Source organism: Pseudomonas sp. LFM046 (assembly GCF_000949385.2).
Taxonomy (GTDB): Bacteria; Pseudomonadota; Gammaproteobacteria; order Pseudomonadales; family Pseudomonadaceae; genus Metapseudomonas.
Window position 1 is genome coordinate 1,996,582 of sequence record NZ_JYKO02000001.1, and the last position, 23,255, is coordinate 2,019,836.

The 23,255-nt window shown below is 65.9% G+C and carries 22 protein-coding genes and 1 tRNA gene; 13 read left to right on the forward strand and 10 right to left on the reverse strand.

Features of this window, described 5'->3' with window-relative positions; all coding sequences use genetic code 11:
* Positions 1–54: 54 nt before the first annotated feature.
* Genes TQ98_RS09250 through TQ98_RS09260 form a run of 3 tightly spaced genes read right to left on the reverse strand, consistent with a single transcriptional unit; the run spans position 55 to position 2,459 of the window.
* The gene (locus TQ98_RS09250; RefSeq protein ID WP_044875040.1) at positions 55–921 is read right to left on the reverse strand and encodes an MBL fold metallo-hydrolase; all 867 of its coding nucleotides are present in this window, start codon (positions 919–921) and stop codon (positions 55–57) included.
* Between the two features lie 4 nt (positions 922–925).
* Positions 926–1,852, reverse strand: coding sequence for a pyridoxamine 5'-phosphate oxidase family protein (locus TQ98_RS09255; RefSeq protein WP_044875041.1), 927 nt, complete (start codon positions 1,850–1,852; stop codon positions 926–928).
* A gap of 16 nt (positions 1,853–1,868) precedes the next feature.
* The gene (locus tag TQ98_RS09260) at positions 1,869–2,459 is read right to left on the reverse strand and encodes a glutathione S-transferase family protein (RefSeq protein ID WP_044875042.1); all 591 of its coding nucleotides are present in this window, start codon (positions 2,457–2,459) and stop codon (positions 1,869–1,871) included.
* Between the two features lie 152 nt (positions 2,460–2,611).
* Here TQ98_RS09260 and TQ98_RS09265 point away from each other — a divergent pair, with 152 nt between their 5' ends.
* The 3 genes from TQ98_RS09265 (at position 2,612) to TQ98_RS09275 (ending at position 4,694) form a co-directional block, all read left to right on the forward strand.
* On the forward strand, positions 2,612–3,169 hold the full coding sequence (locus tag TQ98_RS09265; protein ID WP_044875043.1) for a TetR family transcriptional regulator: 558 nt from the start codon (positions 2,612–2,614) through the stop codon (positions 3,167–3,169).
* Between the two features lie 87 nt (positions 3,170–3,256).
* The gene (locus TQ98_RS09270) at positions 3,257–4,408 is read left to right on the forward strand and encodes a DUF5610 domain-containing protein (protein WP_103102925.1); all 1,152 of its coding nucleotides are present in this window, start codon (positions 3,257–3,259) and stop codon (positions 4,406–4,408) included.
* Positions 4,409–4,454: 46 nt separating this feature from the next.
* The gene (locus tag TQ98_RS09275) at positions 4,455–4,694 is read left to right on the forward strand and encodes a glutaredoxin family protein (RefSeq protein ID WP_044875046.1); all 240 of its coding nucleotides are present in this window, start codon (positions 4,455–4,457) and stop codon (positions 4,692–4,694) included.
* Positions 4,695–4,971: 277 nt separating this feature from the next.
* On the opposite strand, the gene TQ98_RS09280 is transcribed toward TQ98_RS09275, so the two are convergent.
* From TQ98_RS09280 to mobA, 4 genes are all read right to left on the reverse strand, one after another.
* Positions 4,972–5,247 (reverse strand): hypothetical protein, encoded by a 276-nt coding sequence (locus TQ98_RS09280; RefSeq protein WP_052659260.1) that lies wholly within the window; start codon positions 5,245–5,247, stop codon positions 4,972–4,974.
* A 354-nt stretch (positions 5,248–5,601) separates the two neighbouring features.
* Positions 5,602–5,678 (reverse strand) — tRNA-Pro (locus TQ98_RS09285).
* Positions 5,679–5,849: 171 nt separating this feature from the next.
* Complete coding sequence (locus tag TQ98_RS09290; RefSeq protein WP_044875047.1) at positions 5,850–6,071, reverse strand: YgdI/YgdR family lipoprotein; 222 nt, start codon at positions 6,069–6,071, stop codon at positions 5,850–5,852.
* A gap of 78 nt (positions 6,072–6,149) precedes the next feature.
* Positions 6,150–6,737: a molybdenum cofactor guanylyltransferase MobA gene (mobA, locus tag TQ98_RS09295; RefSeq protein ID WP_044875048.1), complete on the reverse strand. Its 588-nt coding sequence runs from the start codon at positions 6,735–6,737 to the stop codon at positions 6,150–6,152.
* A 67-nt stretch (positions 6,738–6,804) separates the two neighbouring features.
* On the opposite strand from mobA, the gene moaB reads away from it, so the two are divergent.
* Positions 6,805–7,344 carry a molybdenum cofactor biosynthesis protein B gene (gene moaB, locus TQ98_RS09300; protein WP_044875049.1) on the forward strand — a complete coding sequence of 180 codons (540 nt, stop codon included), beginning with the start codon at positions 6,805–6,807 and terminating at the stop codon, positions 7,342–7,344.
* Entirely contained in the window at positions 7,341–8,555 is a 1,215-nt protein-coding gene (gene glp, locus TQ98_RS09305; RefSeq protein ID WP_044875050.1) for a gephyrin-like molybdotransferase Glp, read from the forward strand. The genes moaB and glp overlap by 4 nt, the downstream gene beginning before the upstream one ends.
* A gap of 151 nt (positions 8,556–8,706) precedes the next feature.
* Here glp and TQ98_RS09310 read toward each other — a convergent pair whose 3' ends face one another.
* Entirely contained in the window at positions 8,707–9,729 is a 1,023-nt protein-coding gene (locus TQ98_RS09310; RefSeq protein ID WP_044875051.1) for an AraC family transcriptional regulator, read from the reverse strand.
* A 126-nt stretch (positions 9,730–9,855) separates the two neighbouring features.
* Between TQ98_RS09310 and TQ98_RS09315 the strand changes: the two genes are divergently transcribed.
* Genes TQ98_RS09315 through TQ98_RS09325 form a run of 3 tightly spaced genes read left to right on the forward strand, consistent with a single transcriptional unit; the run spans position 9,856 to position 14,606 of the window.
* Positions 9,856–11,451, forward strand: coding sequence for an FAD-binding oxidoreductase (locus tag TQ98_RS09315; RefSeq protein WP_044875052.1), 1,596 nt, complete (start codon positions 9,856–9,858; stop codon positions 11,449–11,451).
* A 2-nt stretch (positions 11,452–11,453) separates the two neighbouring features.
* Positions 11,454–13,028, forward strand: coding sequence for a glycerol-3-phosphate dehydrogenase/oxidase (locus TQ98_RS09320; RefSeq protein WP_044875053.1), 1,575 nt, complete (start codon positions 11,454–11,456; stop codon positions 13,026–13,028).
* Positions 13,029–13,046: 18 nt separating this feature from the next.
* Positions 13,047–14,606 (forward strand): FGGY-family carbohydrate kinase, encoded by a 1,560-nt coding sequence (locus TQ98_RS09325; protein WP_044875054.1) that lies wholly within the window; start codon positions 13,047–13,049, stop codon positions 14,604–14,606.
* Between the two features lie 79 nt (positions 14,607–14,685).
* Here the strand turns inward: TQ98_RS09325 and TQ98_RS09330 are convergent, their stop codons facing one another.
* Complete coding sequence (locus TQ98_RS09330; RefSeq protein WP_044875055.1) at positions 14,686–15,384, reverse strand: pirin family protein; 699 nt, start codon at positions 15,382–15,384, stop codon at positions 14,686–14,688.
* A 199-nt stretch (positions 15,385–15,583) separates the two neighbouring features.
* Between TQ98_RS09330 and yegS the strand changes: the two genes are divergently transcribed.
* From yegS to TQ98_RS09345, 3 genes are all read left to right on the forward strand, one after another.
* Entirely contained in the window at positions 15,584–16,483 is a 900-nt protein-coding gene (gene yegS, locus TQ98_RS09335; RefSeq protein ID WP_044875056.1) for a lipid kinase YegS, read from the forward strand.
* Between the two features lie 133 nt (positions 16,484–16,616).
* The gene (locus TQ98_RS09340) at positions 16,617–17,543 is read left to right on the forward strand and encodes a chemotaxis protein CheV (RefSeq protein ID WP_044875057.1); all 927 of its coding nucleotides are present in this window, start codon (positions 16,617–16,619) and stop codon (positions 17,541–17,543) included.
* 68 nt (positions 17,544–17,611) lie between these two features.
* On the forward strand, positions 17,612–18,415 hold the full coding sequence (locus TQ98_RS09345) for an MOSC domain-containing protein (RefSeq protein ID WP_044875058.1): 804 nt from the start codon (positions 17,612–17,614) through the stop codon (positions 18,413–18,415).
* 99 nt (positions 18,416–18,514) lie between these two features.
* Here the strand turns inward: TQ98_RS09345 and TQ98_RS09350 are convergent, their stop codons facing one another.
* Positions 18,515–20,449, reverse strand: coding sequence for a transglycosylase SLT domain-containing protein (locus TQ98_RS09350; RefSeq protein ID WP_044875059.1), 1,935 nt, complete (start codon positions 20,447–20,449; stop codon positions 18,515–18,517).
* A gap of 185 nt (positions 20,450–20,634) precedes the next feature.
* Between TQ98_RS09350 and TQ98_RS09355 the strand changes: the two genes are divergently transcribed.
* Entirely contained in the window at positions 20,635–22,548 is a 1,914-nt protein-coding gene (locus TQ98_RS09355) for an ATP-binding cassette domain-containing protein (RefSeq protein WP_044875060.1), read from the forward strand.
* Positions 22,549–22,568: 20 nt separating this feature from the next.
* Complete coding sequence (locus tag TQ98_RS09360) at positions 22,569–23,255, forward strand: hypothetical protein (protein ID WP_044875061.1); 687 nt, start codon at positions 22,569–22,571, stop codon at positions 23,253–23,255.

Sequence of the window (23,255 nt, forward strand, 5' to 3'; positions counted from 1 at the left end):
AATTTGACTAAAGCATTACGTTACAAATTTGTCCTCTAGACGATAGTCGGCAACTCACTGCACCCAGTGCGGGTAATAGCCGAGCTTGTCCTGCACCTTGGCATCGTGGGCCGGAATCACGGTGAGCCCGGGCTCCCGCTGAAGCAGATCGTGGACTTTCTGCAACTGGGCGCGGGTGCCCGCGCGGTCGTTGTCGACCATGTTCCGGCTGATCCAGAACTTCTCCCGCAGGCCGGTGAACCCTTCCAGGCGCCAGCTCGTGTCGCCGGTGAAGAAGAAGCGGCGACCGTCGTCCAGGGTCAGGAACAGGCCAACTGATCCCGGTGTGTGGCCCTCGAGCGGGACCAGTACGAGGCTGCGGTCGCCGAACAGGTCGAGGCTTTCCTCGAAGCCCATGAACGGCACGGGCAAGAACAGGTAGGGCCGCCACTTCACGCCGTGGGCGAACTGGCTGGGCAGCACCGCCGGCGGAGTCCCGACTTCCGAAAACTCGATTTCCTCGTAGGGCGCCCAGACGGTGACGTCGGGGAAGTCCGCCAGCGCCGAGGCGTGGTCCCAATGGGCGTGGCTGAGGTAGATGCGGTCGATGCGGATGCCGTCCCGGTCCAACTGGTCCCGAGCGGGCGTCACGGGGCCGTACTTCATCAGCGGCTTGTCCCACCAGGGCATTTCGTTGTCGAACTGGCTGTCCACCTGGCGGCCGAGCCCGGTGTCGAAGAGCAGGGTTGCGGCATGGTGCTGGATCAGCACGGCCACGTGGTTGGCCGTCACCTTCTCCGTCCAGCTACCGTCGGCCAGGGTGAAGGCTTCCAGGGTTTCGGTCTGGGACGTCTTCACCAGGGCGAAGCGCAGCCCCTCTGCCTGGGCGGCGAGGCTGCAGGTGCTGAACAGGAACAACAGGAATAACGAACGCAGGCGCATGGAGTCAGTGTCCTTGGGGCAGGAAGGGGGAGGGATGTACGTCGCCGAAACCCAGCGGCAGCCGGCTGCGGCGCAGGCGCCAGCGACTCGGGGTGAGGGCCACCAGGCGTTCGGCGCCGGGCAGGGCCGGCAAGCCGTGGGTACCGGCCTGATCCGGCCAGAGGATTTCCGCCCGGGCTTCCAGTTGCAGCAGGTCGCCGCTGGCGAAGTCGATCCAGAGCAGGCCGCAGCGGGGCTCCAGCAGCAGGTTGCCGAGGGTGTTGAACATCTGGTTGCCGCTGTAGTCCGGTAGCCAGAGACGGCCGTCGTCGCCTAGCTGCACGAAGCCCGGCGCCCCTCCGCGATGGGAGATGTCCACGCCGCCGGTTTGCGGATCGAGGTGCTGGCTGGCGATGAACAGCGTGTCGCTGCGGTTCACCAGTTCCAGCCAGCGTGGGTCCAGGCCGACGCCCTGTTCCAGGGCTCCGGCCGGTCGGGCTTCCCAGTGCCAGTCGCGTGCCTGGATGTACTTCGGGCAGTTGCCGAAGGACTGCTGCACCGCGAGGGTGAGTCCTTCGCCATCGCGTTCCACCAGCGGGCCGTTCATGCGGTTGCGCCGCCGCGTGGGCAGCTCCAGCCCGAGCACGCCCAGGCGGGCCGTGCTGTGCAGGTTGGCGGCGAGCGGGTCGTCCACCTCCGGGCGGGCGTTGATCCTGAGCAGGGTCGCTTCCGGCGAGTGGGCAAAGCCCGGTTTGCCCCACAGCACTGAAGCCTGGGGCTGGCCGTCGCTGTCCTGGCTGCCCACCAGCAGCCAGGGCAGTTGGGCGAAGAACAGCCGGTGCTGCTCCGGCATGTAGTCGCGGATCATCCGGCTTCCGATGGGCTCCATCTGTTCGCGGACACCCGCGCGGGCCTGGATCGCTTGTTCACCGGGATGGAATGGGCTGTTCATGCGGCCTCCGGGCCCCTTAGCGAGGCAGGTCCACATAGCCGGGCAGGGCGTGGATGCGCGCGAACCAGGCGTCGAGGTGGGGGTAGGGCGCCAGGTCCAGGCCGCCTTCGTCGGCCAGCGCCAGGTAGGGGTAGACCGCCACATCGGCGACGGTGGGCTGGTCGCCGACCAGCCAGGCGCGGTCAGCGAGGTGCGCGTTGACCAGCTCCAGCACCTGCCGGGCGCGGCCCTGCGCTTCTTCCAGGTCGATTTCGCGGCCGAACTTCAGGCCCACCCGTGCCCGCGCCGCGCCGTGGTGGACCTCGTTGGCGGCCAGGCTCAGCCAACCGGCGATAAGCCCCACGGACAGAGCGTCCTGCGGATACCAGTGCTCGTCCCCGTAGCGTCGCGCCAGGTAGACCAGGATGGCCTGGGAGTCGACCAGCGGCTGGCCGTCATCCACCAGCACCGGCACCTGGCCGCGTGGGTTGAGGGCGAGGAACTCAGGGCGCTTCTGGGCGCCGTGGGCAAGGTCTACGGTCACAATTTCCGCGCGCTGGCCGATCAGGCCCAGGAAGAGGCGGACCTTGTAGCAATTGCCGGAAAGGTAGAAGTCGTGAAGTTGCATGGCGAATCCCTCGCGTTGAATAGTGAATTGATAGTAGACAGACCTGTCTGTATATTTCAAGCACGAACCTTGCCTTTCTCCAAGGTCCGCGTCCCGCGCGGTTTGAGCCGGCTATGGCGGATGCGCATAATGCGCCGGTTCAGGAGGCTGCAATGGCATCAAGCAAACGCGAACATCTGGTCAACACCGCCCTCGGTCTCTTTTATCGCGAGGGATTCCACGCCACCGGCATCGACCGCATCCTGGCCGAATCCGGTGTGGCCAAGATGACGCTCTACAAGCACTTCAAGTCCAAGGACGATCTGATCATCGCCGCCTTGGAGTCCCGCTTTGCGCCGGCTGCCGAGAGGATGGCCTGGGCGTTCACGCACTTGCCGCCGAGGGACGCCATCCTGCGGGTATTCGATGGGCTCCACGCCTGGATTAGTGACCAGGAATTCTGCGGCTGTGCCTTCATCAATGCCGCAGCCGAATTCCATGACCGCGATCACCCGGTGCACCGCATCGCCGCGTCCTACAAGGCCGGCACCCAAGCGTATTTCCGGGGCGCCCTGGAGCGCCTGGAGGCGGCGGAGCCCGAGCGCCTGGCGCGTCAGTTGCAATACCTGATGGAAGGGGCGATCAGCATGGCCCACATCGAAGGGCCGAGTGACCAGGCGTTGGAGGCCCGGGACGCCGCCGACCGACTGATGCGCGCCGCCGGCATCTGACGTTGCGCTCCGCTCGTCTGGAGCGGCTCAAGTTCTTCGGCTGCCGGCCGCAACAGAGGGGACACCGCTGACTCCGGATGCCCCGTCATGAATGCCCTGGCCTCGCTCGCTTCCTCCGCCCAACGCTCGGCTTTCCCCGGCCTTGCCTCCGCCTTTGCGCGCAAGCAGGTGGATGCCCAGGAAACACTGGCCGGGCGTCTTGGCGAGCGTCTCGGCCTTGAGCCGGGCGCGCTGAAAGGCAAGGCTGCCGACTACAGCCCGGAAAAGGTCGCCGACCGTGTGGTGGACGCAATCGACCAGCGACTGCGCAAGGAAGCGGCCAACGGTGCTGACAAGGCGACACTGCAGGGGCTCCTCGACCAGGCTCGTGCCGGGGTGCAGAAGGGCTTCGACGATGCGCGCAAGACCCTCGACGGGCTGGGCCTGCTGGGCGGCAAGGTGGCCGAGGATATCGACGACACCTTCAACCGCATCCAGAGCGGCCTCGATCAGCTCCAGAAGACCCGGATCCAACCCGACCAGGCCGTGCAGCCCGGTGCGGTCGTCGCGGCGGCCGGCTACAGCGAACGCTTCGCCGCCCAGGCCGAGACCTTCGACCTGGAGGTGAAGACTCGTGACGGCGACAAGCTGCGCATTTCCATCGCCCAGGCGTCGGCCAACTGGTCCCGCAACAGCGTGGCAGCGGCGAGCGACGGGACGACCTCCCTGGTCGCGGCCAGCAGCCAGTCCTCCTCCTTGCAGATCGGCGCCTGGCAGATCCAGGTGGACGGTGAGCTGGACGACGAGGAGAAGGCCGCCTTGAGCGATCTGCTCAGCCAGGTCCAGGACATTTCCAGCAGCTTCTACTCGGGTGACCTGGCCGGCGCCTTCGACCGCGCCATGGACCTGGACATGGATGGTGAACAGCTGGCTTCCATGTCGCTGCGTCTTACTCAGACGCGGGTGATGCAGGCCACCGACGCCTATGGCGCCGTCGCCCAGCAGGGCGGGCAGGCGGCCAGTGCGGTCAATGGTTCCCTCAAGGACTACGCGAACGGCCTGCTGGACGCCCTGCGCAAAGCCAGCGAACTGGCTGAGGACGGCCGTGGCACCCTGGAGAAATTGCTCAAGGGCGGGGCCTCCCTGGACGAGCGTTTCTCCCCGGCGCAACTGGCCAAGGCCGATGCCTTCAACGAGCGCCTGCTGGATGGTCTGGAGCCCTTGCTGGGCGAGGCTCACAGCCAGTCCACCGACGACTGACCCCGTGGTAGACTTCGGCCCTCGCTGATCTTCGAGGCGCGTCTCCATGCTTCCTGAATGCCAACTCTTCGGCACCCTCGGCTGTCACCTGTGCGAGGTGGCGGAAGGTGTGCTCATGCCCTTCGTCGAACGTGGCCTGTTGGTGGAGCTGGTGGACATCGCCGACAGCGAAGAGTGGGTCCAGACCTATGGCCTGCGCATTCCCGTCCTGCGCCGCTGCGACACCGGCAGCGAACTGAACTGGCCCTTCGATGCCGGTTCGGTGGCGTCCTTTCTCTCCAGCTGAGACTTCAGCTCGCGCTGACTTTTTGTGGTGGGCTGAAGCCCACCCTACCTCCTAGCCTTCGCGTGGTCTGGACCGTAGGGTGCGCTGTGCGCACCGCTTCCGGGATCGGCTTCGGCACCCCGTCAAACCGCCGGTGCGCACGGCGCACCCTACCGGATCGGCTTCATCTTGCTGGCCCAGCCAGTCGAATCGTCACAGGCAGAGTCGGTGACTCATGACCACGTCCTCAGGACGTGGTTTCTCACGTTCAAATGAATTCGCTCCCGCAAGGGCGGGCCTAGGCGCCTGCCCGGAGCGCCGCCTTTCGCGCGGCCGCGAACAGGTCGCTGGCGTCCGCAAGCAGCAAGTGAGCCGCGTTGGCCACGCTTACCAGGTCTCGGCTTTCCGCGATGTCGATCTTCATGCAGGTGAATCTGAGCAGAAGATTCTTGGCGGCATGCAGACGCTGCTCGGCGCAGTCCTGCAGGTCGTCGTAGGAACAGCTGGAATCCAGCAGCAACACGGGCGCCTTGATGGCATTTTCGGAAAGGGGAATGAAGCGGGAATCGTCCATGGTGAAACTCCTTTTATCGGAGTCGCCACCGTTCGCGGCCAAGCGAATGAGGGTGGCGACTGTACGCGGGTTGGCCGACCGGGTAAGGAGGACCCGGCACACCCGAAGGTGTCCCGCGCACAGCCGCCATGAAGCGCAGGCAGCAAAAAAGCGCCTGCACGGACATGGGCGCTTGTGCGCCTCCTTAAACGCGACCGGCCAAGGTCGGCCACGGGATTGACCGCGGCGCGCGGACTATAGGCGGGCCTGCAATGGGATGGCAAGGATTCGGGGGGAGGGGAGTGCCCGATGAGGGGCGATGGCAAAAATCGCAGGCAATAAAAAACCCGCCTTTAAGGCGGGTTTTTCGGGATTTGGTCGGAGCGACTGGATTCGAACCAGCGACCTTCTCGTCCCGAACGAGACGCGCTACCAAGCTGCGCTACGCTCCGTTGTGTGGCGCGCATTCTACAGAAAAACTTTTGGCCTACAAGGGGTTAGCGAAAATTTTTTTGAATTATTTTGCGCTGGGAAGGGGTGGGGGCGGGAAGCTGCGGATGGCGCGGGGTTGCCGGGGAGGGGGAGGGCCCGTTCCGGCCCGGCGGCGGGAACGGGCTGTTCGATCAGAGCTCCTGGATGGTGCGCACCTGGTCCTTGTTCACCTTGGCGTGCCTGCCGTCCAGTTGTTCGAATTCGTAGAAGCCCGTGTCTTCGTCGAATTCGGGTTTATCCACGGCCTGGATCTCACGCCCGTCATTGAGGGTGATCAGGGACGGCGAGGAGCAGCCGGCCAGAGTGACAAGGCCCATGGCGAGCAGGAAAGCGGGGACGATCCGCTGGTTCATCGATATCTCCTTGATGAGTACGCTGGTTGTGTGGCCCTTCTGACGAGAATCTTCCCGTCAAAGTTCCTGCAATCCGGCTCAATCCTTCAGCCGATTGCCACTTAACAGTTCAGGCGTATTGAGGTTGGCCAGGCGCGGGTCGCCTTCAGGGCAGTCCACGGCCACCGGGTCGAGCTGGCGCAGGATGCGTTGAGGGCTGCGCTCTCCGGCCTGCCAGCCGGCTTCCAGCACGGGCAGCAGCGCCCGGGGCAGGATGCAGAACAGCGGCTCCCAGAACTTGCCCTGACGCACCATGACCGGCCGCTCGCAGGCGGCGGCGAGCAGGCTGGCGATCAGGGTGTCGTCCACCTGCGGGGCGTCGCAGGGCAGGATCAGCACCTGCTCGTGGCGGGCTACCGCCAGGCCGGCGCGCATGCCCGCCAGCGGCCCGTGGAAGTCGGGGGTGTCATCCCGCACCAGTTGATCGGCCCAGGCCGCGTAGCGGTCTTCATTACGGTTGCAGGAAATGATCAGGTCGTCGGTGAGGGGGCGCACGCGCTCGTGCAGCCAGGCGATCAGGGGGCGGCCCCGCCACTCCACCAGGCCCTTGTCGCGACCACCCAGACGATGCCCGCGCCCACCGGCGAGCAGCAGGACGGAGCAGGGCGGTAAAGGCGTGTCGGACATGGCACGGTCTCCGGGGCGGCGCTGTGATATAACACCGGTCATTCACTCCTACAACTGGAAGCCTGCCATGAGTCACAAGGCCGAGGCGGTGTTCGTGCCGCTCAATATTGCCGTTCTTACCGTCAGCGATACCCGCAGCCTGGAGACCGACACCTCCGGCCAGCTCTTCGTCGATCGCCTCACCGCCGCCGGCCACAACCTGGCGGCGCGGGTGCTGCTGAAAGACGACCTGTACAAGATCCGCGCCCAGGTCGCTACCTGGATCGCCGACGACGAGGTGCAGGTCGTGCTGATCACCGGCGGCACCGGCTTCACCGGCCGTGACAGCACCCCCGAAGCGGTGGCGTGCCTGCTGGACAAGCAGGTGGATGGTTTCGGCGAGTACTTCCGGCAGATTTCCGTTACCGACATCGGCACCTCCACCATGCAGTCCCGCGCCCTGGCCGGCCTGGCCAACAACACACTGGTCTGCTGCCTGCCGGGCTCCACCAATGCCTGCCGTACCGCCTGGGACGGCATCCTCGCCGAGCAGCTGGACAACCGTCATCGCCCCTGCAACTTCGTCCCGCATCTGATGCAGGCCAATGCCTGCGAGAGTCGCGGGTGAGCGGTTGCGACCATCCCGGCCTGATGCCGGTGGAAGATGCCCTGGCGCGCCTCCTGGCGCTGGCCGGGGCCGCGCAGATCACAGACAGCGAAACCGTCCCCCTGGCCGAGGCCGATGGCCGCGTGCTGGCCGAGCCACTGGTGGCTGGCCTGGACCTGCCGCCGTGGGACAACAGCGCCATGGACGGTTACGCCCTGCGCCTGGGCGATCTTTCGGGGGAGCCGCTGGTGGTGAGCCAGCGCATCCTCGCCGGCAGCGCCCCTCAGCCTCTCCAGCCGGGCACCTGCGCGCGCATCTTCACCGGTGCGCCGCTGCCGGACGGCGCGGATGTGGTGGAGATGCAGGAAAACGTCGAGGTTCTGGAAGATGGCCGGGTGCGTTTCCTGGAGCCGTTGAGGGCTGGCCAGAATGTGCGCCCCCGTGGCCAGGAAACCCGCGTTGGCGATACCGTGCTGCCCGCCGGCACCCGTTTGGGGCCCATCGAGATGGGCCTGTGCGCCTCCCTGGGCGCCGCCGAACTGGTGGTGCGCCGCCGTCCGGTGGTGGCGGTGATCTCCACGGGCGATGAGCTGGTACCGCCCGGCCAGCCGCTCGGCCCGGGGCAGATCTACAACAGCAACCGCAGCCTGCTGATTGCCTGGCTCAAGCGCCTGGGTTGTGCGGTGCTGGATGCCGGCATCCTTGCCGACGACCTGGAGCTCACCCGCACGGCCCTGGCCGGCCTGGCGGAGGTGGACCTGATCCTCTCCACCGGCGGGGTTTCCGTGGGCGAGGCGGACTTCCTCGGCGCGGCCCTGCGCGAGGAGGGCGAGCTGGCGTTGTGGAAGCTGGCGATCAAGCCGGGCAAGCCGCTGACCTTCGGGCACTTCCGTGGGGTGCCGGTAATCGGCCTGCCGGGCAATCCGGCCTCCACCCTGGTGACCTTCGGCCTGCTGGCGCGACCCTACCTGCTGCGCCGCCTCGGCGTGGAAGAAGTGGAGCCGCTGGGCTTCGTGGTGCCGGCCGGCTTCCTCTGGAAGAAACCCGGCAACCGCCGTGAGTACCTGCGCGCACGCCTGGAGCACGGCCGTGCGGTGATCTACCCGAACCAGAGCTCCGGCGTGCTGCGCAGCGCGGCCTGGGCCGAGGGGCTGGTGGAGGTGCTGGAAGGCACCACATTGGCCGAGGGGGATTCCGTGCGCTTCATTCCCTTGAGCGAGTTGCAGGCTTAGCACCTGCGAGGCATCTGCCTCACCATGTGGGGGCGAATTTATTCGCTAAGGGCAGCGCAACTGCCCCTTGCAAGCCGCTAGGGCAGGACTGCGTCCTGCTTGGCGATTGAAATCGCCCCCACAGGTTTCCCCCCAAGGCGAGTTCCGATATTCAGCCTTGCCGCTTAGCTTCCCGATACTCCCCCGGCGTCTGCCCGGTCCAGGCCTTGAAGCTGCGGTGGAAGGAGCGGGATTCGGTGAAGCCCAGGTAGCAGGCGATGTCCTGGATCGGCAGGTCGCTGCGCAGCAGGTAATGCTCGGCCAGTTCGCGGCGCAGTTCGTCGAGGATCTGCTGGTAGCTGGTGCCGGCCTGCTGCAGGTGACGCTGCAGGGTCCGCACAGTCATGTGGAATTTTTCCGCCACCCGTTCCTTGCGCGGCAGGCCGTCCTTGAGCAGCAGGCGCAAGGCATTCTTCACCCGTTGCGGCAGCGGCTCGTCGTCGTCCAGCCCGGCCATCAGCGACAGCGCGTGTTCTTCCAGGGTGCGCAGCAGGTTGGCGTCGGCCTGGCGCAAGGGCACAGCCAGATAGTCCAGCGGCACCAGCAGGGCACTGCAGGTTTGCTCGAACCGTACCGGGCAGCCGAACACCGCTTCATAGTCATCGGTCCGCGCACCCTCGGGCTGGGCATGCTCGAACCACACCTCCCGAGGTGAACGCTGCATGTCCGCGATCCAGCGTGCATAGAGCAGCCAGGACGCCAGCACGTTCTCCACCATGTGGCGGCGGATGGTCGGGTCCTGATGGCGGCAACTCCAGATCATCCGCACCACATCGCCTTCGGCTTCAATACGGCTGACGCCCATGTCGCCCACCAGCTTCTCGTAGGGGGCGATGCGGCTCATGGCTTCGCCCAGGGTCGCGCAGTTCATGGTGATGTAGCCCAGCACGCTCCAGGAGCCCGGCTGCACGTAGCGGGCGGAATGCAGGCCGAAGAGGGCGTCGCCGGAAACACGGATCAGATGGGCCAGCAGGCGCTCATGGGCTTCACTGGGCAGACGCTTGCTGTTGTCCGCCAGGTCCTCGGGACGGATGCCGACAGCAGCCAGCGTGCTGGCCTGGTCGAGGCCGAGCTGTTCGGCGTGACGCAGGTACTTGATGAGGGCGGGAACCGAGGTGTAGCCGAGCGAATGCATGGGGTTTCTTGTTATGTCCTGATTGGCGAAGGCCACTGTCCCGATTCGACAGTGACGCCCTGGAGCGGCTGGCTAGTATAGGCAGCCATCAAGAGCCTTCGAAATAACCCGAACAAGGAGAATGGCATGCGACGCTGGAACGGCTGGGGCGATGAAGCGACGGTGGTGGAACTGCCCGACAATGGGGCGGCTTTCCTGGCCGAACGCATAAGTGCTGGCCAACCCCTGCCGGACGCCAGCCTGGAACAGGTGCTGGCCCGAGTGCCCGCTTCGCGGCTGGACGCCCACCCGCTGATCAGCCTGGATGCCGAGACCCGTGTGCGCCACGCCCGTGGCCAGAGCCTGCCGGATTGGCTGGCGATGCGCGAAGGTGATTTCGGCCAGTTCCCCGACGGCGTCGCGTTTCCGGAAACCGCCGAGCAGATTCGCCAGTTGCTGGCCCTGGCCGCCGAGCGCGATCTGGTGCTGATTCCCTACGGCGGCGGCACCTCGGTGGCGGGCCATATCAATCCCCAGGCGGGCGACCGGCCGGTGCTGACCCTGTCGCTGGAACGCATGAACCGTTTGCTGGAGCTGGACGAGGAAAGTCTGATCGCCACCTTCGGTCCCGGCGCCAATGGCCCACAGGTGGAAAGCCAGCTTCGTGCTCGGGGCTACACGCTGGGGCATTTCCCGCAGTCCTGGGAGTTGTCGACCCTCGGTGGCTGGGTGGCCAGCCGTTCCAGTGGCCAGCAGTCCCTGCGCTATGGGCGGATCGAGCAGCTGTTCGCGGGCGGGACCCTGGAAACCTTCGCCGGCCCCATGGCGCTGCCCACCTTCCCGGCTTCGGCGGCGGGGCCCGACCTGCGCGAGCTCGTGCTGGGTTCCGAAGGCCGTTTCGGGGTGATTTCCGAAGTGCGGGTGCGGGTCACCCGGCTGGCGGAGCAGGAGTCCTTCTACGCGGTCTTCCTGCCCAACTGGAACCAGGCGCTCCAGGGCATCCGCAGCCTTGCCCAGGCGCGCGTCCCGCTGTCCATGCTGCGTTTGTCCAACGCCATCGAAACCGAGACCCAACTGGCCCTGGCCGGACACCCCGGGCAGATCGCGCTGCTGGAGAAGTACCTGGCCCTGCGCGGCGCGGGCGCCGGCAAGTGCATGCTGACCTTCGGCGTCACCGGCAACCGCGCCCAGAACGCCGCGTCGCTGAAGCAGGCCCGGCGCCTGTTGAAGCGCTTTGGCGGGGTGTTCACCGGCACCTTGCTGGGCAAGAAGTGGGCGCACAATCGCTTCCGCTTCCCCTACCTGCGCCATGCCCTGTGGAGCGCCGGCTATGTGGTGGATACCCTGGAAACCGCCACCGACTGGGTCAACGTCGACAGCCTGCTCGGCAAGATCGAAGCCAGCCTGCGCAATGGTTTGAAGGACGAAGGCGAGCGGGTGCATGTATTCACCCACCTGTCCCACGTCTATGGCGAGGGATCGAGCATCTACACCTCCTACGTCTATCGCCCAGGCAGCAGCTACGCCGAGGCGCTGGCGCGCTGGCGCAAGTTGAAGTCCGCCGCCAGCGATGTAATCGCCCAGAACCGCGGCACCATCAGCCACCAGCACGGCGTCGGCCGTGACCACGCGCCCTGGCTGCCGGCGGAAAAGGGTCCGCTGGGCATGGCCGCGCTGCGCAACCTTGCGCGGCATTTCGATCCCGAGGGGCGCCTGGCTCCCGGCGTGCTGATCGAGGATTGAACATGGCCACCTGGAACGCCGAGTGGCGCGTGGCAGCGTTGCCGGAACTGGCCCGCCGCGACTGGGACCTGATCGTGGTCGGCGGCGGTATCTGCGGCGCCGGCATCCTGCGTGAGGCCGCTCGGCGGGGGTGGAAATGCCTGCTGCTGGAGCAGCGGGACTTCGCCTGGGGCACGTCCAGTCGCTCGTCGAAGATGGTCCATGGTGGCTTGCGCTATATCGCCAAGGGTCAACTGGCCCTGACCCGTGCTTCGGTACGCGAGCGCCAGCGCCTGCTGGCCGAGGCACCGGGGCTGGTGGACCCGCTGAGTTTCGTCATGCCCCACCGCGGTGGCTTTCCGGGGCCAAGGGTGTTCGGCGGCCTGCTATCCCTCTACGACGCCCTGGCCGGGCGTCGCAACCATCTCTATTACCCGCTGCAGCAGTTGCGCTATCTGGTGCCCGGTCTTGCCGAAGGCGGCCTGGAGGGCGGCACTCGGTTCTTCGATGCGGTGACCGATGATGCGCGGCTGGTGCTGCGGGTGTTGGGCGAGGCTCGCGCTGAAGGTGGCGAGGCGCTGAACGGCATGCGCGTGCTGACGCTGAAACGGGAGCAGGGCAGGGTGACCGGCCTGGAGGCTGAAGATACCGAGAGTGGCCAACGTTGCGCCTTCCGCACCCGTGCCGTAGCCCTGGCGACCGGCGCCTGGGCCGATCGACTGCGCACGGTCGACGGTGCGGAACATATCCGCCCGCTGCGTGGCAGCCATTTGCTGCTGCCGGGCTGGCGCCTGCCGTTGGCCCACGCCGTCAGTTTCATGCACCCGGCGGATGGTCGACCGGTGTTCGTCTTCCCCTGGGAGGGCGCCACCGTCATCGGCACCACGGATCTCGACCACGACCAGGGGCTGGACCAGGACGCGAGCATCAGCGAGGCCGAGGTGGATTACCTGCTGGAGGCCTGCTACCTGCAATTCCCGGCGGCCGGCATCGGTCGGGGCGACGTGCTCTCCACGTGGGCGGGTGTGCGCCCTGTGGTGAGTGACGGCGAAGCGCAGCTGAAGCCTTCGGACGAAAAGCGCGAGCATGCGCTCTGGACTGAACCCGGTTGCGTGACCCTGGCCGGCGGCAAGCTGACCACCTTCCGCCTGCTGGCCCTGGACGTGCTGCGAGCGTGCGCCGGATTCGTCGGTCGCAGCCTGGAAGACCATGGCAGCGCAGTCTTCGAGCCCTGCGCCGAACAGGCACTACCGGCCTTGTCTCCGGCCCAGCGTCTGCGCCTGGCGGGCCGTCATGGCCGCGCCCTGGCGGAGCTGGCGCCCTGGGTCGAATCGCTCGGCAATGAGCGAATCGGCGCCACCGACACGCTCTGGGCCGAGCTGGCCTGGGCGGCGGAAGGCGAACTGGTGCTGCACCTGGATGATCTGCTGCTGCGCCGCACGAGGATCGGCCTGCTGCTGCCCCGGGGCGGCCGGGACGAGCTGCCGCGCATCCGCGCACTGTGCCAGCCATTGCTGGGCTGGAGCGACGCCCGCTGGGCGCGCGAAGAGGCCGCTTACCTGGCCCTCTGGCAACGCTGTTACAGCCTGCCTGCATAACAAGAACAAGGACGCATCGTGAGCGAAAAAAGCTATCTGCTGGCTATCGATAACGGCACCCAGAGCGTGCGTGCCCTGCTGTTCGACCTGGAAGGCAACCTGGTGGGCAAGGGCAAGGTCCCGCTGGAGGCCTATTACTCCAGCCAGCCCGGCTGGGCGGAGCAGGACCCGGAATACTACTGGGCCAGCCTGGGCGAAGCCTGCCGGCTGCTGTGGGCGTCAGTGGACATCGACCGGAGTCTGATTCGCGGCGTGTCCCTCACCACCCAGCGCGGCACCGTCATCAATGTGGACGAGCAGGGCACGCCGTTGCGCCCGGCCATCCTCTGGCTGGACCAGCGCCAGGCCGAGGTGCGGGGGCGCATCAAGGGTCCCTGGGGCTGGCTGTTCAAGGCGATCGGCCTTGAGGGCACGGTGGACTACTTCCGCGCCCAGGCCGAGGTCAACTGGGTGGCGCAGAACCAGCCCGAACTCTGGGGCCGGACCCACAAGGTGCTGTTGCTCTCGGGCTTTCTCAGTCACCGGCTATGCGGGCGATTCGTCGACTCGGTGGCCTGCCAGGTGGCCTATCTGCCGTTCGATTACAAGCGCCTGCAATGGGCCGCGCCACGGGACTGGAAGTGGCAGTCCATGCCGGTGCGCCGTGAGCAGCTGCCGGAGCTGTTCAAGCCCGGTTCGCGGCTCGGCAGCATCACCGCCGAGGCCTGCCGGCATACCGGCATTCCGGAAGGGCTGCCACTGATTGCCGCCGGTGCCGACAAGGCCTGCGAGGTGCTTGGCGCCGGTGGGGTGGAGCCGAGCGTCGCCTGCCTGTCCTACGGCACCACCGCGACCATCAACACCACGCGGCGCAAGTACCTGGAAACCATTCCGCTGATCCCGCCCTATCCGGCGGCCGTGCCTGATCACTTCAATACCGAGGTGATGATTTATCGCGGGTTCTGGATGGTCAGCTGGTTCAAGCAGGAGTTCGGCCTGCGGGAAATTCAGCGGGCGAAAGAGTTGGGGGTGGAGCCCGAGGCGCTGTTCGATGAACTGGTCAACAGCGTACCGCCTGGCTCCATGGGGCTGATGCTTCAGCCCTATTGGTCGCCTGGCATTCGCGAGCCGGGCCTGGAGGCCAAGGGTTCCATTATCGGCTTCGGCGACGTGCATACCCGCGCCCATGTCTACCGCGCCATCCTGGAAGGGCTGGCCTATGCGTTGCGCCAGGGGCGGGAGCAGATCGAGAAGCGCTCCGGCACGCCCATCACCCGGCTGCGGGTGTCGGGTGGTGGCTCGCAGAGCGATGCGGCCATGCAATTGACGGCCGATATCTTCGGCCTGCCGGCTGAGCGGCCCCATGTCTATGAAACGTCAGGCTTGGGCGCGGCCATCGACTGTGCGGTGGGCCTCGGCCTGCACCCGGATTTCCCAACCGCGATCCGCGCCATGACGCGGGTAGGGCAGGTGTTCCAGCCCGATCCGCAGGCGAGCCGCACGTACGACCGGCTGTACCGCGAGGTCTATCAGGGCATGTACAAGCAGCTACGGCCGCTGTACCGGAAGATTCGGGATATCACTGGCTATCCGGCGTAATGCTGGAAATCGTAGGGTGCGCCGCGCGCACCGGAACTCCGCGCGGGGTTCCGGTGCGCATGGCGCACCCTACGCTGCGTCAGGCCACATCCACCAGCACGATCTCGCTGTCTTCGCTGGCGGTGAAGCTGAGCACCTCTTCATCACGCACGGCCACGCCGTCACGGGCTTCGGCGGCGACACCGTTCACCTCGTAGCGGCCCTTGGCTGCCACCAGGTAGGCCTTGCGGCCTTTCTCCAGCCGGTACTCGGCGCTCTGGCCCGCTTTCAGCGTGGCGGCGACGAGCCGTGCATTGGCGCGGATAGGCAGGGCGTCGCTGCCCGCGTCGATGCCGCTGGCCAGGGTCACGAAGCTGCCGGAGCGCTCCCCTTTGGGGAAGGGGCGGGTGCCCCAGGAGGGCTCGGCGCCGTACTCGGTAGGCATGATCCAGATCTGGAAGATTCGGGTGGTCTCATCTTCCAGGTTGTATTCGCTGTGGGCGATGCCGGTGCCCGCGCTCATCACCTGCACGTCGCCAGCCACGGTGCGGCCCTTGTTGCCCAGGTTGTCCTGGTGGGTGATGGCGCCTTCGCGGACGTAGGTGATGATCTCCATGTCCTGGTGCGGATGGGGCGGAAACCCGGAGTGGGGCGCGATTTCGTCGTCGTTCCAGACGCGCAGCTGGCCCCAGCTCATCCGCTGGCTGTCGTAGTAGCCGGCAAACGAGAAGTGGTGTCGGGCATTGAGCCAGCCGTGGTGGGCACCACCCAGGTCGGCGAAGGGGCGTACTTCGATCATGTTCGGGTCTCCTGTCGGCTCGCGGAGTGGTTTCTCCGGGAGGAATGGGCGCCATGATCGGGGAATCATCTATCGATAAAAAGCGTAATTTCTCGGATTTTCCAATCAGTTTATTCGATTGTTTTTTGGGCGCGGCGGGCCTGAATTGCGGCGGGGCGCGGTCCTATACTCGGTCGATTGCCGAGTGATGGAGGCGACCATGGCTGAGCGCAAGGTGCTGCTGATCCTGCATGGCAAGCAGGCTGCCAACGACGAGGTACGTGCCGCCGTTCACGCCCGCCGTGACGCAGGCATGGACCTGACGGTACGGGTCACCTGGGAGAGCGGTGATGCCCGGCGCCTTGTGCAGGAAGGTCTGGCGGCGGGCTGCCAGACACTGATCGCCGGAGGTGGCGATGGCACGCTGCGCGAGGTGGCCGAGGCCATGGTGCAGGGAGGGGGCGATGCCAGCCTGGCGCTGCTGCCCCTGGGCACTGCGAACGATTTCGCCCGCGCCGCTGGCGTGCCGCTGGAGCCGGACCAGGCGCTGGCGCTGCTGGATACACCGCCACGGGCCATCGACCTGGGGGAGGCCGATGACCATCTTTTCCTCAACATGGCGACGGGTGGGTTCGGTTCAAGGATCACTGCCAATACCCCGGAAGACCTGAAGAAGGTACTGGGCGGGGCGGCCTACTTCCTCACCGGGCTGAGTCGCTTCTCCGAAGTCCATTCGGCCTTTGGCCGCTTCCGTGGGCCGGATTTCGCATGGGAGGGGGAGTTTCTCGCCCTCGGAATCGGTAACGGGCGCCAGGCGGGCGGCGGGCATACCTTGTGTCCCCAGGCGGTGGTGAATGACGGGCTCCTCGACCTCTGCATCATCCCGGCGCCCCAGGATGTGGTAGGCACCCTGGCGACCTTGCTGTCGGGCGGCATTCTCGGGCTGGAAACGGTATCCGTCAGCGCACGCCTGCCCTGGGTCGAGGTGGAAGCCCCGGAAGGACTGGACCTCAACCTGGACGGCGAACCGATGGAAAGTGCGCGCCTGCGTATCGCCGCCAGGGCGCGTGCGCTGCGGGTACACCTGCCCGTGCATTCGCCGCTGCTGCGGGCGGAATAGTCGTCGGGCGGCTGGTGTCGCCGAATCGGCTGCGGCATGATGGCGCAGTGCCATGGCTTCAGTTTTTCGGCCCGCTGCCGAAACGCTGGCAAGGCGCTCCAGCCCCCAACGCAAGCCCAGCAGAGGAAGTTCCATGGCCGGTATTCTCGACACCGTCGACCAACGCACCCAACTGGTGGGTGAAAACCGGCTGGAAATCCTGATGTTCCGACTGACGGGCCGGCAGCTCTTCGCCATCAACGTGTTCAAGGTGCAGGAAGTGCTGCAGCTGCCGAAGATGACCCTGATTCCGCAGCGCCATCCGGTGGTGTGCGGGGTGGTCAACCTGCGCGGCCAGACGCTCCCGGTAATCGACCTGTCCCAGGCCATCGGCATGCGCCCGCTGGTGCCCGATGAGCGCAGCACCATCATCGTCACCGAGTACAACCGCTCGGTGCAGGCCTTCCTGGTGGGTGGCGTGGATCGCATCCTCAACCTCAACTGGGAAACCATCATGCCTCCCCCTGGCGGTGCCGGCCGCCAGCATTACCTGACCGCCATCACCAAGGTGGACGAGCAGATCGTCGAAATCATCGACGTCGAGAAGGTGCTGGCCGAAATCGTGCCCATGAGCACCCGTGTTTCCGCGGACCGCCTGGACAACCCGCTGCTGCAGATGGCGGTGGGGCGTGAGGTGCTGCTGGTGGATGACTCCAATGTTGCCTTGACCCAGCTGCGGGAGACCCTGTCGCAGCTCGGCATGCGCATGCACGTGGCCAGCGATGGCCTGAAAGCACTGAACATGCTCAAGGCCTGGGCGGACAGCGGCGAAGACATGACCGAGAAGCTGCTGATGGTCTTTACCGATGCGGAAATGCCTGAGATGGATGGCTATCGCCTGACCACCGAAATCCGCAATGACCCACGCCTGCGCAATCTCTATGTGGTGTTGCACACCTCGCTGTCCGGTAGTTTCAACGACGCTATGGTGAAGAAGGTCGGCTGCGACAACTTCCTCTCCAAGTTCCAGCCCGACAAGCTGGTGGATGTGGTGCTCGACCGGCTGAAGCGGGACCAGTGAGCTTGAGCTGAGGGCACGCGGCTGCGTATAAGGGAGGCTTCGCTCGAACGCCGAACAGGAAGCTGGCCATGTTGCGTCTCTCGTCCCTCTACCGTTTCCCCCTCAAATCCGCCATTGGCGAACGCCTGCCGCACGCCCGGATCGACGCGCTGGGCCTTGCCGGTGATCGCCGCTGGATGCTGGTGGACGCCGAGAACGGCCGTTTCCTGACTCAGCGTGCCTTCGCGCAGATGTCTCAGCTTTCCGCCCGCTGGAATACGTCCGGCGGCCTCACTCTGAGCGCCGAGGGGCTGTCGCCTCTCGATGTCGCCCTGCCTGCCCCGGATGCCAATCTGCGCGGGACCTTCGTCTGGGGTTCTCCCATGGTCGTGCCGGATGCCGGCGACGAAGCGGCGGAATGGCTCAGCAGCTTCCTGGGCAAGGCCTGCCGCCTTGTGCATGTACCCGAGCACCGCGCCCGGGACATTCCCGGCAGCCTTCTGCCCGAGGAAAAGGTGGGCTTTGCCGATGGCTTCCCCTTGCTGCTGATCGGCCAGGCTTCCCTGGAGGACCTCAGTGCGCGGGTCGGGCGGCCCCTGGAGATGCTGCGCTTCCGTCCGAACCTGGTGGTGGAGGGCAGCGCCCCCTATGCCGAGGACAGCTGGAAGCGTATCCGCATCGGTGACATCGAATTCAGCGTGGCCAAGGGCTGCAGCCGCTGCATCCTCACCACCATCGACCCCGCCACCGGCGAACGCAGCGCCGACCGCGAGCCGCTCACTACGCTGAAGACCTACCGCGAACGCGAGGGGGAGGTGTACTTCGGGCAGAACCTGATCAACCGCGGCACGGGGGTGCTGGAGGTGGGGATGGAGATTGAAGTCCTGGAGTGAGGCACTGACGCGAGGCGTGTTGGTGGGCTGAGCTCAGCCCGGTTCGAAGCGGGTGGTACTCAACGAGAAAGGGCGCCGATTGGCGCCCTTTTTCATGTCTTACTGATCGTCGAAATATCGCTCGTGCCAGTCCACCAGGGGCTGCGGAGCATTCAGCTTGTGCCCGTAGATCACCGAGTAGGACAGGACGTTTTGCACGTACTGGCGGGTTTCGTCGAACGGAATGGTTTCCACCCAGACGTCGAAGGACAGGTGATTGGCGCCCTTCAGCCACTGGCGTACGCGCCCGGGGCCGGCGTTGTAGGCGGCCGATGCGAGTACGCGGTTGCCGTTGAACTGGCCGTGGACCTGGCTCAGGTAGGCGGCGCCGAGCTGGATGTTCATGTCGGGGTTGAGCGCTTGCTGAGGCGAGGACAGCGGAATGCCGAACTTGCGCGCGGTTTCCTTGGCGGTGGATGGCATCAGCTGCATCAGGCCCATGGCGCCGACGCCTGAGCGGGCGTCCGCCATGAAGGCGCTCTCCTGGCGGGTGATGGCGAAGACCCAGCTGGAATGGAGGCCGCGAATCTTGGCCTGCTGGGTCAGTGTGGAGCGGTGTGCCATGGGGAAGCGGATGTCCAGGTCGTCCCAGTACTGGGCCTGGCTGATGGTGCGAATGGCCGGGAAGTACCACTCCAGGTCGTAGGCGATCTTGGCCTGGGCCACCAGCTCGTCACGGTTGAACAGGCGGCTGACGTGGTACCACTCGCGGCGGCCGTTGACGATCTCGCCACGGTCATGGAACTCCAGGGCGCGGCGGATGCCGGCAGTGTTGCGCACCTTCTGCATCACCCTGGGGTCGATGACCAGCGGCTTGTTGTTCAGTTGGTAGGGCGCCTGGATGCGGTCGGCGGCCAGGAAGCCGTAGAAATCGCGCTCGCGGGCCACGGGCTGGTAGAGCGGGATCGGCTGCTGGCTCTCGGGCTGGGCCAACTGCAGGCTGCGAGCCTGCCAGTAGCGCCAGCGGTTGGTGTTGGCCAGGTCGGCGGGCATGCGCTGAGTCAGCTGGTAAGCGTCCTGCCACTGTCCCAGACGCAGCAGCAGGCGCGCGCGCCATTCGCTGACCGTGTTGTCGCGCAGTTCCGGATCGTACTGGGCCATGACCTTGAGGGCGCGGGAATCGAAGCGCTTGGCCAGGGTCAGGCCGATTTCCCGGGCAATGGCCACTTTCTCGCTCTTGGAGAAGGGCAGGCGGGCGGAATAGACCTCCAGCAGGCTCAGCGCCTTCTCCGGGTCCTGGCGAGCGAGGCGGCGCAGGCCGAGGCCGGCTGCGTCAGCCGTGTAGCGGTCCGCCGGGGTGAAACGGTCGGTCTGGCTCAGCAGCTGGGGCTTCTGCGCCACTTCGATCATGAGCGCGCCCTGGGTGCCGAAGCGCGGCATGGTCTTCACCAGATGCTTGGCCAGGCCATAGTTGCGTGCTTCGGCGGCCAGCTTGGCGCGTTTCCAGCGCAGCTCCTCGGTCAGTTGGCCCTGGGCGCTCCACATGTTGAAGAGCACGTCGCACGCGTCAGGTTGGGACTTGCCCACCAGCCAGAGCTTCTTGGCCGTGGCGTAGCCTTCCTTCTTCATGCCGTGCTTGAGCTGGTACTGGCCGAACAGGCAGTCCAACTCGGTGAAGTTGAGCTTGGGGTCGTAATAGTTGGCGAAGGTCTGCCACTCGCCGCGTTCGGCCAGCCAGCGCAGCCAGCGCAATTTCATCCAGCCGGCCTGGGGCAGGTCACCGTGTTCGGCGAGGAATTTTTCGATTTCTTCGTTGCTCGCCCATTTCAGACGGGCGGTCAGCTCGTCGTAGGCGAGGTAGGGCTCCAGGGGGTAGTCGCGCAGGGCGCCGGCGTAACGCTGGTAGGGGCCGGAGTCGCCCTTTTCCAGGGCGCGCTTGGCCTCGTCGTACATCACGCGTTGCTGGGCAAGGGGGACCGAGGCGGCCTGGGCGGCTTCCAGGCCGACCGTGGAGAGGAGCAGACAGGACAACAGGCTGAGCAGACGACCGCGCATGACACTTCCGTGGGGCAGATATTTCGAGGTGAATGCCCCGTTGCGGGCATCGAATAGCGCCTAGCTTAGCCGTTAGGCCGAGGCGGTTAAAGCATTGGGCCAGCTTGGGAAAACGCTGGAAAAAATGGCCGGGAGTCGGGGCGGCAAGTCGGGTAGAATGCGCGCCCTGATTCAGGAGGCCACCCATGACACTGCTCAAGTTCACCGACGTATCCCTCGCCTACGGCGCCATGCCGCTGTTGGATAAGGTGTCCTGGCAGATCGCCCGTGGCGAGCGGGTGTGCATCATCGGCCGCAACGGTACCGGCAAGTCCAGCCTGCTGCGCCTGGTCAAAGGCGACCAGTTCGCCGATGACGGCGAGATCTGGCGCGCCCCGACGCTGAAGATCGGCGAACTGCCCCAGGAGCTGCCGCTCGCCGACGACCGTACCGTGTTCGATGTGGTGGCCGAGGGCCTGGCGGAAGTCGGCGCGCTGCTCGCCGAATACCATCACCTCAGCCAGCACATCCAGTCCGACTCCGACCTGACCAAGCTGACCCGTGTCCAGCAGGAGCTGGAAGCCCGCGACGGCTGGCGCTTGCAGCAGCTGGTGGACAGTACCCTGAGCCGCCTGCAGCTGCCGGCGGACAAGACCCTCGCCGAGCTGTCCGGTGGCTGGCGCCGTCGTGTACTGCTGGCCCAGGCCCTGGTGGCCGAACCCGACCTGCTGTTGCTGGACGAGCCCACCAACCACCTGGACATCGGCGCCATCGCCTGGCTGGAAGAGGCCCTGCTGGGCTTCAACGGTGCCGTGCTGTTCATCACCCACGACCGTTCCTTCCTGCAGAACCTGGCCACTCGCATCCTCGAGCTGGATCGCGGCCATTTGATCGACTGGAACGGCGACTACGCCAGCTTCCTGGTGCACAAGGAGCAGCAACTGGCGGCCGAAGAGGCGGCCAACGCCTTGTTCGACAAGCGCCTGGCGCAGGAAGAAGTCTGGATTCGTCAGGGCATCAAGGCCCGTCGTACCCGTAACGAAGGCCGGGTCCGCGCCCTCAAGGCCATGCGCGTCGAGCGTGCCGAACGCCGCGAGCGCCAGGGCAAGGCGACTTTCCAGCTGGAAGCGGCGGACAAGTCCGGCAAGCAGGTGATGGTGGCGGAGAACGTCAGCTTCGCCCATGCGGGTGGCGAGCCGCTGATTCGTGATTTCAACCTGGTGCTGCAGCGTTCCGACCGCATCGGCCTGCTGGGTGCCAACGGCACCGGCAAGACCACGCTGCTCAAGCTGCTGCTGGGCGACCTCCAGCCCACCAGCGGCAGCATCGAGGTCGGAACCAAACTGGAAGTGGCGTATTTCGACCAGTTGCGTCACCAGCTCGACCTTGAGAAGACCGTGATCGACAACCTGGCCGAAGGCCGTGAGTTCATCACCATCGATGGCCAGAACCGCCATGTCCTGAGCTATCTCGGGGACTTCCTGTTCAGCCCGCAGCGGGCGCGTACGCCGGTCAAGGCGCTGTCGGGTGGTGAGCGGGCACGACTGTTGCTGGCCAAGCTGTTCAGCAAGCCGGCCAACCTGTTGGTGTTGGACGAACCGACCAACGACCTGGACGTGGAAACGCTGGAGCTGCTGGAAGAAGTGCTGCTGAGTTTCCCCGGCACCGTGCTGATGGTCAGCCACGACCGGGCCTTCCTCGACAACGTGGTCACCAGCACGCTGGTGTTCGAGGGCCAGGGCCGAGTGCGCGAGTACGTCGGCGGCTACCAGGACTGGCTGCGTCAGGGCGGCTCGCCGCGCCTGCTGGGTGTGGGTGAGAACCGCGAGGCCAAAGCCGAGGCGCCCAAGGCTGCGGAGCCGGCCCCTGTCGCCAGGGCGGCTACCGCTGAAGCGTCGAAGAAGAAATTGAGCTACAAATTGCAACGCGAACTGGAGGCCATTCCGGGACAGATCGAGGCGCTTGAGGCGGAGCAGGCGAAGGTGCAGGAGGAGATCTCCGATCCGGCCTTCTATCAGCGCCCGCCGGAGCAGACCCGCGTGGTACTGGAGCGTCTGGACGACTTGCAGAAGGAACTGGACCGCCTGATCGAGCGTTGGGCGGAGCTGGAAGACAGTTGAGGGAGTGAGCCGGAGAGCCCATGGCCATCGAATATCGCATCCGCTTGGATGATGTGCACGAGTTCAGCTATCGCATCGAACTGGACCGTGAGTACGACCAGGACCGCGCGGCCAATGCGCCGAAGTGGACGCGCCTGGAGCACCAGCAGTGCAGCAATTGTCCGCTTCGCACGGAAACCCACACCCATTGTCCGGCGGCGGTGGACCTGCACCGGGTGATCGAGGACTTCCAGGGCTTGCCGGCCTTCAAGAAGGTGAATGTCTGGGTGCGTACCCCGGAGCGTGAGTACACCAAGGTGGTGGGGTTGGAAGAGGGCCTGCGGGCCCTGCTGGGCGTGATCATGGCCACCAGCGCCTGCCCGGTGCTGGGCAAGCTCAAGCCGATGGCCCATCAGCACCTGCCGTTTGCCAGCAACCAGGAGTTCATTCTGCGGGCGGTATCGCTCTACCTGGCGCGGCAGTATTTCAACTTCCGCGAAGGACGCCATGCGGACTGGGAGCTGAAGGGGCTGGTGCGGCTGTTCCAGCAGTTGCAGCTGGTCAACCAGGCCTTCTGGCAGCGTATCCACGATACCTGCGAAGGCGATTCCAATCTCAAGGCCTTCCTGACCTTCTTCTCCATGGCTTCCAGCATGACCTACTCGCTGGAAACCCAGTTGCAGAAGATCCGGCCGCTGGTGATGAGCGCGGGCGAAGGCTTCGACTGA